This is a genomic window from Scandinavium tedordense, assembly GCF_024764965.1.
Lineage (GTDB): Bacteria > Pseudomonadota > Gammaproteobacteria > Enterobacterales > Enterobacteriaceae > Scandinavium > Scandinavium tedordense.
Window position 1 is genome coordinate 178,899 of record NZ_JALIGG010000058.1, and the last position, 16,116, is coordinate 195,014.

Here is a 16,116-nt window from a genome sequence, read left to right on the forward strand (position 1 = left end):
TAGTGCAGGATGTGATTAGCGTTTAGTCACGCGAATCGACTGCGACAAACGCGTAGGTTTTTCTTCTGACGCATGCTGCGGTACGGTCACGCAGGCAGTTTCCACGCAAACGAAGGTTTTGTATCCGTCGTCTGGCATATCACCCATGCTAACGGACAGCGCAGAACCAGGGTTCCAGCCAACTACATTACTCTGATGACCGTGGATAACGTCAATATTACGGCTCAGTGCACCGTCGTGGATCACGCTGCAACCTTCAGCATTCAGGTACACGCGGTCGGTGCGGTCCGGGAAGGTCTGGACGCCATCGGCCAGCACGCCTTCTTCGGCATTTTTCACTTTATCGATGTAGCGGTCGCCAAAGCCACTCACTTTCACCGCGCTGATGTCACCGACATTGAAATAGGTGTGCAGGGCAGAAGTGGTCTCGAAATCACCGTGCGCTTCCAGCTCGATTTCACAAGTTTTGCCCACTTTGAAGCGCGCATACAGTGTGAAGTCGTGCGGCCACAGTTTCTTGGTTTCTTCGCTGCTCTGCAGCTCGAAAGTCAGAACCACGCCATTGTCGTCTTCGTTATGGGCTTTCAGGTTCCACGGCAGATTACGCGCAAAACCATGAGCAGGCAGCCCCTGCTGTTCCGCCGGGCCGAACCATGGCCAGCAGATTGGTACGCCGCCGCGCAGTGCGACACCGTTTTTGAATGGGGTGTTATCGCTGAGCCACAGTACGTCAGTTTCTCCTGCTGGTTTCCAGGAGAGCAGGTGTGCGCCCTGAAGTGCAAAAGAGGCTTTAGCCTGTGGGTGATCGACGACAATCAGTTCCAGATCGTCAAACTGACGACGAGAAAGGACAGGGGTAAGTTGTTCAACTACCGGGAGAGCAAAAATTTTGTTAATCATGGTGCAATCCTTGGTTAGCGTGACACTCAATCATGAAAGTTGCATCAAGGCGGCAAGCCGGAGGAGATCCGGGAGCATAGAACGCATGTGACCGGAATCCGAGGGTGAAGCCAACACAGAGGCAGCTTGCAGGATGACGTGTACATAAAAAAAGGCGACCGAGGTCGCCTTTTTGGATCAGATTCTCATCTTAACTTATTTGGAGATGTGAGCAATCAGGTCCAGAACTTTGTTTGAGTAGCCAGTTTCGTTGTCGTACCAGGAAACCAGTTTCACAAAGTTGTCATTCAGTGCGATACCCGCTTTAGCATCGAATACTGAAGTGCAGATTTCGCCGTTGAAATCAGTAGATACAACGTCGTCTTCGGTGTAACCCAGAACGCCTTTCATTGGGCCTTCAGAAGCCGCTTTGATTGCTTTCTTGATTTCTTCGTAAGACGCGCCTTTCTCCAGACGAACGGTCAGGTCAACAACAGACACGTTTGGAGTAGGAACGCGGAACGCCATACCAGTGATTTTACCGTTCAGCTCTGGCAGTACAACGCCTACAGCTTTAGCAGCACCGGTAGAAGAAGGGATGATGTTCTGAGCTGCGCCGCGGCCGCCGCGCCAGTCTTTGTGAGACGGGCCATCAACAGTTTTCTGAGTAGCGGTAGTTGCGTGAACAGTGGTCATCAGGCCTTCAACGATACCGAAGTTGTCGTTGATAACTTTTGCCAGTGGAGCCAGGCAGTTGGTGGTGCAAGATGCGTTAGAAACGATATCCTGGCCAGCATATTTTTCGAAGTTAGCACCTTTAACGAACATAGGAGTGCTGTCTTTAGAAGGACCAGTCAGAACAACCTTTTTAGCGCCAGCGGTGATGTGCTTACGCGCGGTTTCGTCGGTCAGGAACAGACCCGTTGCTTCAGCAACGACGTCAACGTTAACTTCGTTCCATTTCAGGTTAGCCGGGTCACGCTCTGCGGTAACACGGATAGTTTTACCGTTAACAACCAGGTGGCCGTCTTTCACTTCAACGGTGCCGTTGAAACGACCGTGAGTTGAGTCGTACTTCAGCATGTAAGCCATGTATTCAGCGTCTAACAGGTCGTTGATTGCAACGATCTCGATGTCAGAACGTTCCTGAGCAGCACGGAAAACAATACGGCCAATACGGCCAAAACCGTTGATACCTACTTTGATAGTCATATATTCCACCAGCTATTTGTTAGTGAATAAAAGGTTGCCTGTAAAATTACAAAAACCTTACGCAGCGTCAAGCGGAATCGTGTCAATCATTGCGACAAATCAATCCTGTGCACAACCTTTGCGCGACTGACTGCCTCACTCATCCATTGGGCTCATTTCCATATGCGGCCTGCGGCGGGAATTTTAAAGGCCATAAGAGATAAAAATGTGATGTGCGTCACAATTTTCTGGCTGCCCTTTCGCAACGAATAAGTTTAGAACAAAAGTTCGCACCTCATTGTTAATGTTTTGTTAGAATCGTGGCAGAAGTGGTCCCTTATACAGCGAGATGTGAGCATATGGCTAACAAACCTTCCCCGGAAGAGCTGAAAAGCGCTCTTAGCGAAATGCAGTTTTACGTGACGCAGAATCACGGCACCGAACCACCATTCACCGGCCGCCTCCTGCACAACAAGCGTGATGGCCTATATCACTGCCTGGTATGCGATGCGCCGCTGTTCAACGCGGAAAGCAAATTCGACTCTGGCTGCGGCTGGCCGAGCTTCTACGAGCCGGCAAGCGATACGGCTATTCGTTATCTGAATGATTACTCCCATGGTATGCAGCGCACAGAGATTCGATGCGGAAACTGTGACGCGCATCTCGGTCACGTGTTCCCGGATGGGCCGCAACCGAGCGGAGAACGCTATTGTGTCAATTCGGCCTCTTTGAGCTTCACCGATGACCAAAATGGCGATCAAACCAAGGGCTGAAGAAACGATTCAGCAAATTATTCCTGAGGAGTGGACCCGATCGTGGAAATTGAGCAAATTATCGACGGTATGACAGAGGACGTTTATCAGCGTCTTGCGACAGCCGTAGAGCTGGGAAAATGGCCGGATGGCGTCGCGTTAACGCCAGAACAGAAAGAGAACTGTTTGCAGTTGGTAATGCTCTGGCAAGCGCGTTACAACACCAACGCGCAGCATATGACTATCGACACCCAGGGACAGATGGTGATGAAAAGTAAACAGCAACTGAAAGAAGATTTTGGCCTCGCACCAAAACCGATTGCGACACTGAAAATGCAGTGAGTGGTTTGTTGCCCGGCGGCGTTTGCCGTGCCTACCGGGCAGTTTGACTCTCGTTAGTGTTTAATCCCCAAAGACGTCGCCAACTGCTTCGCCAGTTGGTTGTTATCGTCCGCGCCATACTCCCAGAACATCGCCCCTGCCAGACCTTTTTCTTTGATGTACTGCGCCTTCAGGTCAACTGAGCGTGGGTTTTCATAGGACAGCGCAAACAGCGGTTTGCCTTCGCCTGATTTCACCGACAACCACGGCACCTTCGCCTGATCGTCCCAGTGCTGAGTAAAGCGTTTCTGCGGATCGTTAATCAGCTTGCCGACAATATCGTTGTACTTCACGTAGGTATCTTTCGTCAGGTCATAGCCCAGCGATTTGAACAGTTCTGTTTCCTGCGCGCCGAAGTAGGGTTGCGTCACTGGGTTTTTCGCCGCATCCGGTTTTGACCAGTCGACACCAGGTTCCACGCTGCGTTTCGGCACACGGCCATAGAAACCAATGCCCAGGTTCATCTGCTCAGGTTTCAGTCCAGCCGCGAGATAGTTGTTCACCACAAAATCGACGCTGTACTTATCGGCAGCGGCAACCGTTGGCCAGTGGTTTGAGTCGTACAGATTAGAGTTGAAGTACTGCGTGCCATAGGCCATATCGTAGGTCATCAGGTTGATGTAGTTCAGATACGGTGCGATGGCTTTCACATCAACCCAGCTTTTCGGGCTCTCGGCGTTGGCGCCCAGTGCGACGGTCACTAACTTCTCTTTCGGTAATGCTTCCCGCATCTCTTTAAGCAGGGCGGTAAAGTTGTTTTTATCCTCCGGTTGCTTATCGACCAGACCCCAGGCGCCGTTGACCGGGTATTCCCAGTCGAGGTCGATGCCATCGAGTCCGTAGGTTTTGACGATGTCAGCGGCGGAGCGGATAAACACCTCCCGGCTCTCTTTGCTGTTTGCGGCACCGGAAAACCCGCGGGCACCCCAGCCACCGATCGAGAGCAGTACTTTCAAACGTGGATTTTGTTTGCGCAGTTCCGGGAGCTTGTGCAGGTCGGCTATCACTTTTGGCGATAGCCAAATGTGGTGGAGTTTGCTGGCGTCTTTCAACGCGTCGTTGGTTTCACCCGCTTCATTGTTGTAGATAAGGCCAAACGAGTAGTTAAGATGGGTAATCTGGCGCACATCCAGCTTATCGATGTCACCGCCGGGGCCTGCGGTGACATCGCCTCCGCCGTTGAAATAACCAACCGACATCATATCAGCAGCAAAAACACAGGGAGCGCAGAGCAGGGGTAAGGCTGCCAGAACAGGCATAAGCTTCATACAATTTCCTCTTTGACTGATAAATAAACACGCACGCCACACAAGGCGTGGCGAAAAAACAGCCAAAAAAGAGTAGCACTGCCGCTTCGCTAAAACTGCGAGAAAGCTTCACTTATTGTCATTTGGGGAGAAATGCCCGACGGGATGTCGGGCAGGGGTCAGGCCTGTGTTTCCTGCCAGTCGGCGAAGGTGTAGAGCGTAGCGCCCTCGGCGGCCATCTCCATAAATGCCTGAGCGCTATCCTGCGGGTTGATATTTACGCCGCGACAGCCGTCGGTGATCACATTCACTTCATAACCAAGCTTCAACGCATCCAGCACGGTAAACTTCACGCAATAATCCGTCGCCAGGCCCATCACGATCAACTCAGAGACTTTCTGAGCTTTCAGCCAGTCGTCCAGCCCGGTTTTCTGCCGATGACCGTTGTCGAAAAAGGCGCTGTAGCTGTCGATATGGACCGCTTCGCCTTTCGGAAACACCACGTCGATAAACTGATCGGCCAGCAGAGGATGCAACTCAGCACCCTCTGTATTCTGCACACAGTGATCGGGCCAGAAGGTTTGTGGCAGACCATCTAGCTGGCCTTGCGTATAGGGCTCAACGTGATGCTGACTGGCAAAGCTTCCATGATTAGAAGGATGCCAGTCCTTACTTGCGACAATCGCGTCACCGCGCACCAGACACCAGTGGATCAGGGCATTCGCCACGTCCACCGTGCTGTCGCCTTCCGGCACCGCGAGAGCACCCCCAGCACAAAAATCGTTCTGCAAATCCACCAGTAACAGCGCGCGTGCGTTCATTTTGGCTCCTTACTCGTCTGGCGTCAGTTCACCACGAAGGTTTTGCTGCATCGCGGTACGCACCGCATCGACGTCCAGCCCCTGCGTTAACAAATAGTGTAGCTTGGTCAGCGTGGCTTCTACGGTCATGTCGAACCCGCTGACCACTCCCGCTTGGGCGAGGGCGTTACCGGTGGCATAGCCACCCATATTCACCTTCCCGGACATGCACTGGGTGAGATTGACCACGACGATGCCGCGCAGGCTGGCTTCGGCCAACTCTTTGAGGAATTCACCGTTTTGCGGTGCATTACCGACACCATAGGAGCGCAGGATCAGTGCTTTCACTGGCTGGCGAAGGAAATTGCGCACCACGTCGGCTGAAATCCCAGGGTAAATCGTCACCACACCAATCGGCTGCGGAGTAATGCGATGCACGATTAACTCGCCGGTACCGTACGGCGCAGGAGGGGTGCCGAGGCGACGAATGTGGATCCCGGCTTCCAGCAGCGGTTGCAGGTTTGGTGAAGCAAAAGCATCAAAGCCATCGGCATGGGCCTTGGTCGTACGGTTGCCTCGATACAGCCGATTATTGAAAAATAGCGTCACTTCGTTAATCGGGTAGTTCGCCGCCACGTACAATGCATTTAGCAGATTGATTTGTCCGTCGGAACGCAACTCGGCCAGTGGGATTTGTGACCCTGTCACAATTACCGGTTTGCCGAGATTATCCAGCATGAACGACAGCGCCGAAGCGGTAAACGCCATGGTGTCGGTGCCATGCAGGATCACGAACCCATCGTATTCATCGTAATGCGCCTGAATATCTTCGGCGATATGCTGCCAGTCGTCGGGCGTCATATCGGAAGAATCCATCAGCGGGGCGTATTCATGGATGGTGAAGTCCGGCATTTCCGGACGATGGAATTCAGGCATCAACGCCAGTTGGCGCTGGAGGTGACCGGACACGGGGATGTAGCCCTGTTCAGAGCGTTGCATCCCAATGGTGCCGCCAGTGTAGGCAACGTAGATTGATTTCTTTTGCATGATGACTTACTGAATCTGAAAGAAAAATCCCCTCCAGTGGAGGGGATATGAATTAACGTATATTAGCGCAGGTCAGGCAGAAGGCGTAGCGGTTCTGCGGGTCGTTGAAGGCGGCGAGTTTGTCGCCCTCCGCTTTCACCGCATTTGCGGCACTGACCAGTGGCGCAGGCAGGTAAGCCTGCAGGGCTTCAGGCAGTGCGGCGCGAACCGAACCGCTCAGGCTGTCGATAACAGAATTGAACAGCGTCGGCTCTTCCTGATAGTAATCAATGTGCCACTGTTTGAGTTTCGCCAGCTGCGCCGCTTTCGCGACCGCATCATCGAAATCGCCAAGGCTGTCTACAAGGCCGTTAGCTTTCGCATCCTGACCGGTCCACACGTGGCCCTGGGCTATTTTATCGACCTGTTCCGGCGTGCTGTGACGCGACTGGGCTACCAGCGTAATGAAGCGTTTATAGCCGTTCTCGATGCTGAGCTGCATCATGTCCTGCACTTCCTGCGGCAGCGCTTTGGTCATCGAAATATCTGCCAGCGGCGAGGTTGATACGCCGTCGGTGTGTACGCCGATGGAATCCAGGCTGTTTTGAACGGTGTTGATTACGCCGAAGATGCCGATAGAGCCGGTGAGGGTACTGGCGTTCGCGACGATGTAATCTGCCGGGGTTGAAATCCAATAACCGCCGGAGGCCGCCATGCCGCCCATGGAAACGACGACCGGTTTCCCGGCTTCGCGTGCAGCGGCCAGTTCAGAGCGAATCACTTCTGAAGCGCTGACGCTGCCGCCAGGGCTGTTGACGCGCAGTACAATGGCTTTCACTTTCGGATCAAGGCGCGCATCGCGGATTTGCGACGCGGTGGTATCGCCGCCCACGTTACCCGGCGTTTCTTCCCCGTCAATGATGGCGCCGTTGGCGAAGATAACCGCAATGCTGGCGCCTTTAGCGGCAGGCGTTTTCAGAGAGTAATCGTAGATGCTGACGGCGCGATAATTATTATCCGCTTTGCTCCAGCCGAACTGTTTGGACAGCACTTTCTCCACTTGGGCGTTAGACGCCAGTACGTCAACCAGCTTGTTATCCAGTGCGTATTTGGCAGTATCGCCGTCAACGTTGCGCAGGCCATCAAGCATGCCTTTCGCACCCGGGAAAATTTGCTCCGGCGTGGCCTGGCGGTTAGCCGCCACGGTGGTCAAATAATTCTGCCATAGCTCGCCAATCCAGCGGCTGTCCGCATCACGTGCGGCCGGGGACATATCGTCACGGATAAACGGTTCAACGGCGGATTTATAAGTGCCGACGCGGAACACGTGGGTAGTGACTTTCAGCTTATCCAGCAGGGATTTGTAATACAGCCCGTTGGTGGCAAAACCGTGTAAATCGACGGTGCCCTGTGGGGAAAGATAAATTTTGTTGGCGAAGCTCGCGAGGTAATACTGGCCCTGGGTGTAGCTGTCGCCCACGGCGTAAACCGGCTTGCCGCTGTCACGGAATTCGCGCAGCGTTTTACCAATGTACTGCATCGACGGCTGATCGGCCCCAGCGAAGTTTTTCAGATCCAGCACAATTCCGGTAATGTTCCGGTCGTCCTTCGCCTGGCGAATGGTGTTTACAATGTCGAACAGGGAGTTTTCCTGCAGGCGGTCAGAGCTCGCGCCCAGCAGTTGACGGCCAATGGCGCCAAATTTACTGCTAGTGGATGGCTTATCGACCACCACGCCGGTTAAATCCATCAACAGCGCGCCACGGCCTGCGCTTTCAGTTGTGCTGCTGAGTTGCATCCAGATGCCCACGCATACCAGCACCAACAGAATAAAGAACAGGTTCAGTACCAGTTCACGGATGAAGTTCAACAGACGCCACGTCCATTTAAAGAATCCGGCAATAAATCGCCAAAGGGTTCGCATGTTTATTCCCTGTCTGAATGAAAAGGTGTCCGCCCGCGAAGGCGCGACGTGAGGCTATCCTAATGACACCGCTGCCGGTTGTCAGCAGGAATCGCCTCCGGCGCTGTAACAAATTCTGCTGTCATGTTAATTTTATGGAAAACCCCGTAACAGGAGATTTATCAATGGATGCACTCGAATTACTCGTTAACCGCCGCAGCGCTTCCCGTCTGGCAGAACCCGCACCGGAAGGGGAAACGCTGGAAAATATCCTGCGTGCGGGCCTGCGCGCGCCTGATCACGGCACATTACAGCCGTGGCAGTTCTTCGTGATTGAAGGCGAAGGCCGTGAGCGCTTTAGCCAGCTGCTTGAAAAGGGTGCGGTTAACGCCGGACAGGACGATAAAGCCATCGATAAAGCCCGTAACGCGCCGTTCCGTGCGCCGCTGATTATTGCGGTGGTGGCGAAGTGTACGCCGGATCATAAAGTGCCGGTGTGGGAGCAGGAAATGTCTGCAGGTTGTGCGGTGATGGCGATGCAAATGGCAGCCGTTGCGCAAGGGTTTAACGGCATCTGGCGTAGCGGTCCGCTGACCGAAAGCCCGGTGGTTCGAGAGGGTTTGCAGTGTCGCGAACAGGATAAAATTGTCGGCTTCCTGTATCTCGGCACGCCACAGCTGAAGGCGTCAACAACGGTATCCATCCCGGATACCACGCCGTTTGTTGTAAAATTCTGAATCAGAAAACAGGCCCGGCAGGCCGCGTGCTACCGGGCACTTTCGGGATTATTTCTGTGTCTTCGCAAACTCGTCTTTGGCTTTCTGCAACTGCTGCTGGAACGCCGGGTTGGAATGCAGCGTAGCCACGACCGCCGAACCGACAATCCGCGCCGCATCTACATCGCTCTGCCAGTGATAACCGCAAATCACCCGGCTTTCGCCCAGGTCATACCCGCGTTTCAGGATATCGTTCTGACGCGCCGGATTCACTTCTGCCAGTACCAATGCCGTTGCCCAGCCGATCGACGTATGGCCTGACGGATATGAACCATTTTTCGCCAGTTCGTCCTGCTCTTTGGTATTGCAGGTCGGTACGCCGTAGAACGCGAACGGGCGGACACGCATGTATTTCTGCTTGGCCGAACGGGTGGCAAGGTCGCCCGCATCTTCAATCATATTGGTCAGCAGTTTATGCAGTTCAGGGCTGTCTTTCGCGGTAATAGGTGAACCAAATGCACCGGCGAAGGCATTGGCCACGCCGCCGCTGCTCAGGTTGGCATCTTCCGCTGCCTGCTTACCGCGCGCGGTAGAACGCAGCAAACGCCCCTGTTCATACATCGCCTGGTCGTTCAGGAACGCAATGCTGCCCACTTCCGGCGGCGGTGGCAGCAGGGCAAGGCTGTCGATAGCCTGGGCATTTTTCAGATAATAGAGGTCAGGTTTGGTGGTCGCGTCATTCCCGGAGGGCACAAGCGCGAAGGCATTCAGGGAAAACAGGCTGGCAACGCAAAACGCAAGCATACTTTTCTTCATTGATGATTCCTTTTTTATGTCATTCGTCCAGGGTAAAGCTGTCACATTTCTGTCATAAATGACGGCTGAATACATTGCGGTGTCTCGCAAAATGGCAAATACATAATCTACACGAATGAATTAATGCCTCACGGCGGCAGGTCTTCAATGCCTGATTGCGCGCTTAATGAGCAACAAGGCGCGAAATCAGATAGTCGCTCTTACTCCCTCCGCAAATGGGCGCTAACATATACACGTCATCCTTCGGGCTGCCTCTTTGTTGGCTATGCTTTCAGACCTCAGTCATATAGTTATCTATGCGTCTGGGCTCTTCAGGCTTGCCACCGCGACGCAACCCGAATGATTTTGTGTATGAACCGGGATCGGTTGCAATGACAGGAGATGTCCATGAGCGAGCAAGCCATTCGTTTGACGCAATACAGCCACGGAGCCGGTTGCGGGTGTAAAATTTCCCCCAAAGTGCTGGAAACCATCCTACACAGTGAGCAGGCTAAGTTTGTCGACCCGAACCTGCTTGTCGGCAATGAAACGCGCGACGACGCCGCCGTTTACGATTTGGGAAACGGGACGTCGGTTATCAGCACCACCGATTTCTTCATGCCAATTGTCGATAACCCGTTTGATTTCGGGCGTATCGCCGCGACCAACGCCATCAGCGACATCTTCGCGATGGGGGGGAAACCGATCATGGCCATCGCCATTCTCGGTTGGCCGATTAACACTCTGGCACCAGAAATTGCCCGCGAAGTGATTGAAGGTGGGCGTTTTGCCTGCCAGCAGGCCGGCATTGCGCTGGCCGGTGGTCATTCCATTGACGCCCCTGAGCCGATTTTTGGTCTCGCGGTGACCGGCATCGTGCCAACAGAGCGCGTGAAGAAAAACAGCACCGCCCAGGCGGGCTGCAAGCTGTATCTCACCAAACCACTGGGCATTGGCGTGTTGACCACCGCCGAGAAAAAATCGCTGCTTAAACCTGAACATCAAGGATTGGCAACGGAAGTCATGTGCCAGATGAATATCGCGGGCGCGGCCTTCGCCAATATCGATGGCATCAAAGCGATGACCGACGTGACCGGTTTTGGTCTGCTTGGACACCTGAGCGAAATGTGCCAGGGCGCGGGCGTACAGGCGCAAATCCGTTTTGCCGACGTGCCGAAACTGCCGGGCGTGGAAGAGTACATCGCACAGGGCGCGGTTCCGGGCGGCACGTCCCGTAACTTTGCGAGCTACGGCCACCTGATGGGTGATATGCCGGAAGCGTGGCGCAACCTGCTGTGTGACCCGCAAACCTCCGGCGGTCTGCTGCTGGCGGTCCTGCCGGAAGCGGAAACGGAAACCAAAGCCACCGCAGCGGAATACGGCCTCACGCTCACCGCGATTGGCGAGCTGGTGACCGCGCGCGGCGGACGACCGATGATCGAGATAAGTTAACCGCATGCGCTTGTTTATTGCGGAAAAACCAAGTCTGGCTCGTGCCATCGCCGACGTGCTGCCCAAGCCGCATCGCCGGGGCGATGGCTTTATCGAATGTGGTAACGGCCAGGTGGTCACCTGGTGTATCGGTCACCTGCTGGAACAGGCGCAGCCGGATGTCTACGACAGCCGGTATGCGCGCTGGAACCTGATGGACTTGCCGATTGTGCCGGAAAAATGGCGGCTGCAACCGAGGCCGTCGGTGACCAAACAGCTAAACGCTATCAAACGTCTGCTGCACGATGCTACCGAAGTCATCCACGCGGGTGACCCGGACAGAGAAGGGCAACTGCTGGTGGATGAAGTGCTGGATTATCTTGAGATGCCAGCGGAAAAACGTCGGCAGGTACAGCGTTGTCTGATTAACGATCTTAATCCCTCGGCGGTCGAACGCGCGATTTCCCGCCTGCGTTCCAACAACGATTTCATCCCGCTGTGCGTGTCCGCGCTGGCCCGTGCGCGCGCCGACTGGCTGTACGGCATCAACATGACCCGCGCTTACACGCTGCTGGGGCGCAACGCGGGCTATCAGGGCGTGCTTTCTGTTGGCCGGGTACAAACGCCGGTGCTCGGGCTGGTGGTGCGTCGAGACGAAGAGATTGAAAACTTCGTTTCGAAGGATTTCTTCGACGTAAAGGCGCACATCGTCACCCCTGCCGAGGAGCGTTTCACCGCCACGTGGCAGCCGAGCGAAGCCTGCGAACCGTATCAGGATGAAGAGGGGCGATTACTGCATCGCCCGCTGGCCGATCACGTGTTGGGGCGCATTGCCGGGCAACCGGCGGTCGTCACTGCGTATAATGATAAACGGGATTCAGAACCGGCCCCGCTGCCGTTTTCGCTTTCGGCTTTACAGATTGAAGCCGCCAAACGCTTTGGTTTCAGCGCGCAGAACGTGCTGGATATCTGCCAGAAGCTGTACGAAACCCACAAGCTCATCACCTATCCGCGTTCCGACAGCCGTTATCTGCCGGAAGAACATTTTGCCGGACGCCAGGCGGTGCTGAACGCCATCGGCGTGCACGCCTCTGGTTTACTGCCGCAACCGATTGTTGATCCTGAAATTCGTAACCGCTGTTGGGATGACAAAAAAGTCGATGCGCACCACGCCATCATCCCTACGGCGCGCAGCTCATCGGTGAGGATGACTGACAACGAAGCCAAAGTGTATGAGCTGGTGGCCCGTCAATATCTGATGCAGTTCTGCCCGGATGCCGTGTTCCGCAAATGTCAGATTGATTTGGATATCGCCAACGGGAAATTCATCGCCAAAGCGCGTTTCCTCGCAGAAGCTGGCTGGCGGACGCTGCTCGGCAATAAAGAGCGTGACGAAGACAATGACGGCACCCCGCTGCCGGTGGTGGCGAAGGGCGACGAACTGCTGTGCGAAAAAGGCGAAGTGGTTGAACGTCAGACCCAGCCACCGCGACATTTCACCGACGCCACAATCCTTTCCGCAATGACCGGGATTGCGCGTTTTGTGCAGGATAAAGACCTGAAGAAGATCCTGCGCGCGACGGATGGTTTAGGTACCGAAGCGACGCGTGCCGGAATCATCGAGCTGCTGTTTAAGCGCGGTTTCCTGAGCAAAAAAGGGCGCTACATTCATTCATCTGAAGCGGGAAGGGCGCTGATCCACTCGCTGCCGGAAATGGCCGGACGACCGGACATGACCGCGCACTGGGAATCAGTGCTGACGCAAATTAGTGAAAAGCAGTGTCGCTATCAGGATTTCATGCAGCCGCTGGTCGGCACGTTATTTGATTTGATTCAGCAAGCGCGCAGCACGCCGGTGAAACAGTTCCGTGGTCTGGTCGCCCCGGGCGGCGAGCAGCAGCAGAAAAAGAAAACGTTCAGTAAGGCGCGTAAGAAAAAAACTGAAGCGTCGTAAATTACCCGGCGGCACTGCGTTTGTCAGGCCTACACCCCCGTAGGCCCGTGCAAACGTCAGCGCCACCGGGCAATCAACATGACTAAAAAACCCTAAATCACGCCCTGCGCCAGCATTGCATCCGCCACCTTCACGAACCCGGCGACGTTCGCCCCGCGCACGTAATGCGTTTGTTTGCCTTCTCCGCCGTACTCGACGCACGCCTGATGAATATCCAGCATGATGTGATGTAAACGGGCATCGACTTTCTCAGCCTTCCAGCCCATTCGCGCGGCGTTCTGCGCCATTTCCAGGCCGGACGTTGCCACGCCGCCTGCGTTCGCCGCTTTGCCTGGTGCAAACAATACGCCGGCTTCGAGGAACAAATCGGTGGCGGCGATGGTGGTTGGCATATTGGCGCCTTCGGCTACTGCTTTCACGCCGTTGGCAATCAGCAGGCGGGCCGCATCGGCATCCAGTTCGTTTTGCGTGGCGCATGGCAGAGCGATATCCACCGGCACGGACCACGGCTGTTGGCCTTCGAGATACTGCAGGCCAAACTCACGGGCGTAATCGGACACGCGGCCATCGCGGCTACTCTTGATTTCTTCCAGCCGCGCCAGTTTTTCCGGCGTAAACCCGGCTTCATCCACCACGGTGCCGCTGGAGTCTGACGCGGTCACCACGCGGGCGCCCAGTTCCATCGCTTTTTCAATCGCGTACTGCGCCACGTTGCCGGAGCCGGACACGGCTACGCGCATCCCTTCGAAGCCCAGTCCGTGGCGTTTAAGCATCGCGTCGGTGAAGTAGATTAAGCCGTAGCCTGTCGCTTCCGGACGGATCAGACTGCCACCAAACGACAGCCCTTTGCCGGTAAACACGCAGGCGGTGTTGTTGGAGAGCTTTTTCATCATCCCGGCCATAAAGCCCACTTCACGCGCGCCGACGCCTATATCACCTGCCGGAACGTCAGTGTCCGCGCCTAAATGGCGGTACAGTTCGGTCATCAGCGCCTGGCAGAAACGCATGATTTCGCCTTCGCTTTTGCCTTTCGGATCGAAATCGCTACCGCCTTTACCCCCGCCCATCGGCAGGGTGGTGAGCGCGTTTTTGAAGGTTTGTTCAAAGCCGAGGAATTTGAGTATCGACAGGTTTACCGATGGATGAAAACGCATCCCGCCTTTAAACGGGCCAATCGACGAGTTGAACTGCACGCGCCAGGCGCGGTTAACCTGTACCTGATTACGGTCATCGACCCACGTTACGCGGAACTGGATCACGCGTTCTGGTTCAACCAGGCGCTCCAGCAGCGACATCTGACGATAGCGCGGATTGGCATCCAGGAACGGCCACAGAGTGGACATTACTTCGCGTACGGCCTGAGCAAATTCGCCCTGATGCGGATCGCGTTGCTGAACGCTGTCCAGGAATGTTTCCAGAGAGAGAGTCGTTTCCATGAAGATAAGTTCCTCTTATGTCTATAACAGTATGATGTTTGTGTGTTTATTATTCGCGGTTCGCTTTCTTTCGACTATCTCCGCTGACGGCGCGGCAGGCAAGGAAAAATCGCCTCGGAAGGGGAAAATTTATAATGGGTGGTTTGTCATAACAAAAAACGATGAAAGCGAAAATTTAAGAAAACGGCGAAAGGGTCGATATAGTTATCTGAGAACACAGAAAAAAGGAATGAAAATGAAACGATATCTGATGGCGGGGTTGTTGTTGCTTCTCGGCAACGGCCTACAGGCTGCAGAGCGCTTCGGGCCGGATGTGGAAGTGAACGTGCCGCCGGAAGTGTTTAGCAGCGGCGGCCAGCGCGGGCAACCTTGTTCCCAGTGCTGCATTTATCAAAACCAGAACTACAGCGAAGGCGCGGTGGTGAAAGCCGAAGGCGTATTATTACAGTGCCAGCGCGATGAAAAAACGCTCAGCACTAATCCGCTGGTCTGGCGTCGCGTAAGGCAATAAACGCTTCCAGCAAAGGGATGTCGGCAGGTGCCAGTGCCCATTTAAATGCATCTTCAGGTGTCACCCAAACCAGCTGGCTGTGCTCGTGCGCGGTCAGCTCGCCGTGATACTCCGGCACGTGCCAGGCATGCAAATGGATAATGCGCCCGGACACTTCCCGCTGATGACTCGCCACAAAAGCCACGGGCAGGGCATCAATGCCCAATTCTTCATGCAGCTCGCGGATAAGGGCCTCGGGCTGCGATTCTCCCGCTTCCACTTTACCGCCGGGAAATTCCCACAGGCCCGGCTGGTCAGCGTGCGCAGGGCGTTGGGCCAGTAAAATCAGTCCGTTTTTTTCGATGATCGCGGCGACGACATCCAGGGTTTTCAGCATAGAGGCAACCTTGCTGCTAAATGTGGGTGAGGAGTTTATCAGGTAAAAAGGTGGGGTGCGCTATCGTCATGCTGTGGCGATTTTATTACGGCGGGAATTCACCATTGAGTTTTTTACGCACGCAAAGGTCATTATAAGAGCGGTACAGACATTATTTTTGATGTGCATCATCAGCAGGTCTTCGGCGAAGACCTGCTGATGTATTGGATTAAGAACAGTAGACGCGGGCTTCGCGAGGGGTGTAAATCCCGAGTGTTACAACACGCAGGAAGACATCCATCCCGGATTCCTGGACCTCAGTACGGACAACTTTATCTGCACCACCGCACACTAATGCTGCGTCAATTACCTGTGATTGTCCGATACCCTGAACAAAAAAGGTTTGTTTGGTCACATGCGCGGGGGATTTAACAATATCATCATTGAGCTTGAAAGTTTGTTGAGCACAACCGGACAGCACCATAGAAGTGAGAACTGAAATCATTAACTTTTTCATAGTAACCATTAATTATAGTAAGTTTAAGAAATCATTTGCCGCAGCATACTCACTCTTTAGCCTGCCCGGATGCAAGAGTAATGCGGAGGGAAATGAACAGTATTTAAGCATCGTTGAACTATGTGAGTGACTGGAATGTAATTTGTTACGCGATATAGTCGTAGTGTTCCTGTTTGTTTTTGTCAGGCAAAACGACAACAGCTATGACCTGATTCAATGATC

Annotated in this window: 16 protein-coding genes; 6 read left to right on the top strand and 10 right to left on the bottom strand. The window is 54.3% G+C overall.

Features of this window, described 5'->3' with window-relative positions:
* Positions 1-15 precede the first annotated feature (15 nt).
* Together MUU46_RS20185 and gapA are read right to left on the bottom strand one after the other, a co-directional pair.
* Positions 16-900, bottom strand: coding sequence for a D-hexose-6-phosphate mutarotase (locus MUU46_RS20185; RefSeq protein ID WP_258966473.1), 885 nt, complete (start codon positions 898-900; stop codon positions 16-18).
* Positions 901-1,095: 195 nt separating this feature from the next.
* The gene (gene gapA, locus MUU46_RS20190; protein WP_159758689.1) at positions 1,096-2,091 is read right to left on the bottom strand and encodes a glyceraldehyde-3-phosphate dehydrogenase; all 996 of its coding nucleotides are present in this window, start codon (positions 2,089-2,091) and stop codon (positions 1,096-1,098) included.
* 338 nt (positions 2,092-2,429) lie between these two features.
* Here gapA and msrB point away from each other — a divergent pair, with 338 nt between their 5' ends.
* Both msrB and MUU46_RS20200 read left to right on the top strand, forming a co-directional pair.
* On the top strand, positions 2,430-2,843 hold the full coding sequence (gene msrB / locus MUU46_RS20195) for a peptide-methionine (R)-S-oxide reductase MsrB (protein WP_258966474.1): 414 nt from the start codon (positions 2,430-2,432) through the stop codon (positions 2,841-2,843).
* 42 nt (positions 2,844-2,885) lie between these two features.
* Entirely contained in the window at positions 2,886-3,164 is a 279-nt protein-coding gene (locus MUU46_RS20200) for a YeaC family protein (protein WP_258966475.1), read from the top strand.
* 53 nt (positions 3,165-3,217) lie between these two features.
* Here the strand turns inward: MUU46_RS20200 and chiD are convergent, their stop codons facing one another.
* The 4 genes from chiD to sppA all read right to left on the bottom strand — a co-directional run bounded on the left by chiD (position 3,218) and on the right by sppA (position 8,200).
* Entirely contained in the window at positions 3,218-4,471 is a 1,254-nt protein-coding gene (gene chiD, locus MUU46_RS20205) for a chitinase ChiD (RefSeq protein WP_258966476.1), read from the bottom strand.
* Between the two features lie 158 nt (positions 4,472-4,629).
* Positions 4,630-5,271, bottom strand: coding sequence for a bifunctional nicotinamidase/pyrazinamidase (pncA, locus tag MUU46_RS20210; RefSeq protein ID WP_258966477.1), 642 nt, complete (start codon positions 5,269-5,271; stop codon positions 4,630-4,632).
* A gap of 9 nt (positions 5,272-5,280) precedes the next feature.
* A complete protein-coding gene (ansA, locus tag MUU46_RS20215; protein WP_159758699.1) occupies positions 5,281-6,297 on the bottom strand; it encodes an asparaginase in 1,017 nt (338 codons plus the stop codon).
* A 52-nt stretch (positions 6,298-6,349) separates the two neighbouring features.
* On the bottom strand, positions 6,350-8,200 hold the full coding sequence (sppA, locus tag MUU46_RS20220; RefSeq protein WP_258966478.1) for a signal peptide peptidase SppA: 1,851 nt from the start codon (positions 8,198-8,200) through the stop codon (positions 6,350-6,352).
* Positions 8,201-8,364: 164 nt separating this feature from the next.
* Between sppA and MUU46_RS20225 the strand changes: the two genes are divergently transcribed.
* Positions 8,365-8,916 carry an NAD(P)H nitroreductase gene (locus tag MUU46_RS20225; RefSeq protein WP_159758703.1) on the top strand — a complete coding sequence of 184 codons (552 nt, stop codon included), beginning with the start codon at positions 8,365-8,367 and terminating at the stop codon, positions 8,914-8,916.
* A gap of 48 nt (positions 8,917-8,964) precedes the next feature.
* Here the strand turns inward: MUU46_RS20225 and phoC are convergent, their stop codons facing one another.
* Positions 8,965-9,711 (bottom strand): acid phosphatase PhoC, encoded by a 747-nt coding sequence (gene phoC, locus MUU46_RS20230; RefSeq protein ID WP_159758705.1) that lies wholly within the window; start codon positions 9,709-9,711, stop codon positions 8,965-8,967.
* A gap of 387 nt (positions 9,712-10,098) precedes the next feature.
* Here phoC and selD point away from each other — a divergent pair, with 387 nt between their 5' ends.
* A complete protein-coding gene (gene selD / locus MUU46_RS20235; protein WP_258966479.1) occupies positions 10,099-11,142 on the top strand; it encodes a selenide, water dikinase SelD in 1,044 nt (347 codons plus the stop codon).
* Between the two features lie 4 nt (positions 11,143-11,146).
* A complete protein-coding gene (locus MUU46_RS20240; RefSeq protein WP_258966480.1) occupies positions 11,147-13,075 on the top strand; it encodes a DNA topoisomerase III in 1,929 nt (642 codons plus the stop codon).
* 92 nt (positions 13,076-13,167) lie between these two features.
* On the opposite strand, the gene gdhA is transcribed toward MUU46_RS20240, so the two are convergent.
* Positions 13,168-14,511 (bottom strand): NADP-specific glutamate dehydrogenase, encoded by a 1,344-nt coding sequence (gdhA, locus tag MUU46_RS20245; RefSeq protein WP_258966481.1) that lies wholly within the window; start codon positions 14,509-14,511, stop codon positions 13,168-13,170.
* A gap of 235 nt (positions 14,512-14,746) precedes the next feature.
* Here gdhA and MUU46_RS20250 point away from each other — a divergent pair, with 235 nt between their 5' ends.
* Positions 14,747-15,022, top strand: coding sequence for a YnjH family protein (locus MUU46_RS20250; protein ID WP_258966482.1), 276 nt, complete (start codon positions 14,747-14,749; stop codon positions 15,020-15,022).
* On the opposite strand, the gene MUU46_RS20255 is transcribed toward MUU46_RS20250, so the two are convergent.
* Positions 14,988-15,398, bottom strand: coding sequence for a pyrimidine (deoxy)nucleoside triphosphate diphosphatase (locus MUU46_RS20255; RefSeq protein WP_309582948.1), 411 nt, complete (start codon positions 15,396-15,398; stop codon positions 14,988-14,990). The genes MUU46_RS20250 and MUU46_RS20255 overlap by 35 nt on opposite strands.
* 208 nt (positions 15,399-15,606) lie before the next feature.
* Complete coding sequence (locus tag MUU46_RS20260; protein WP_258966483.1) at positions 15,607-15,894, bottom strand: Bor family protein; 288 nt, start codon at positions 15,892-15,894, stop codon at positions 15,607-15,609.
* Positions 15,895-16,116: the final 222 nt, after the last annotated feature.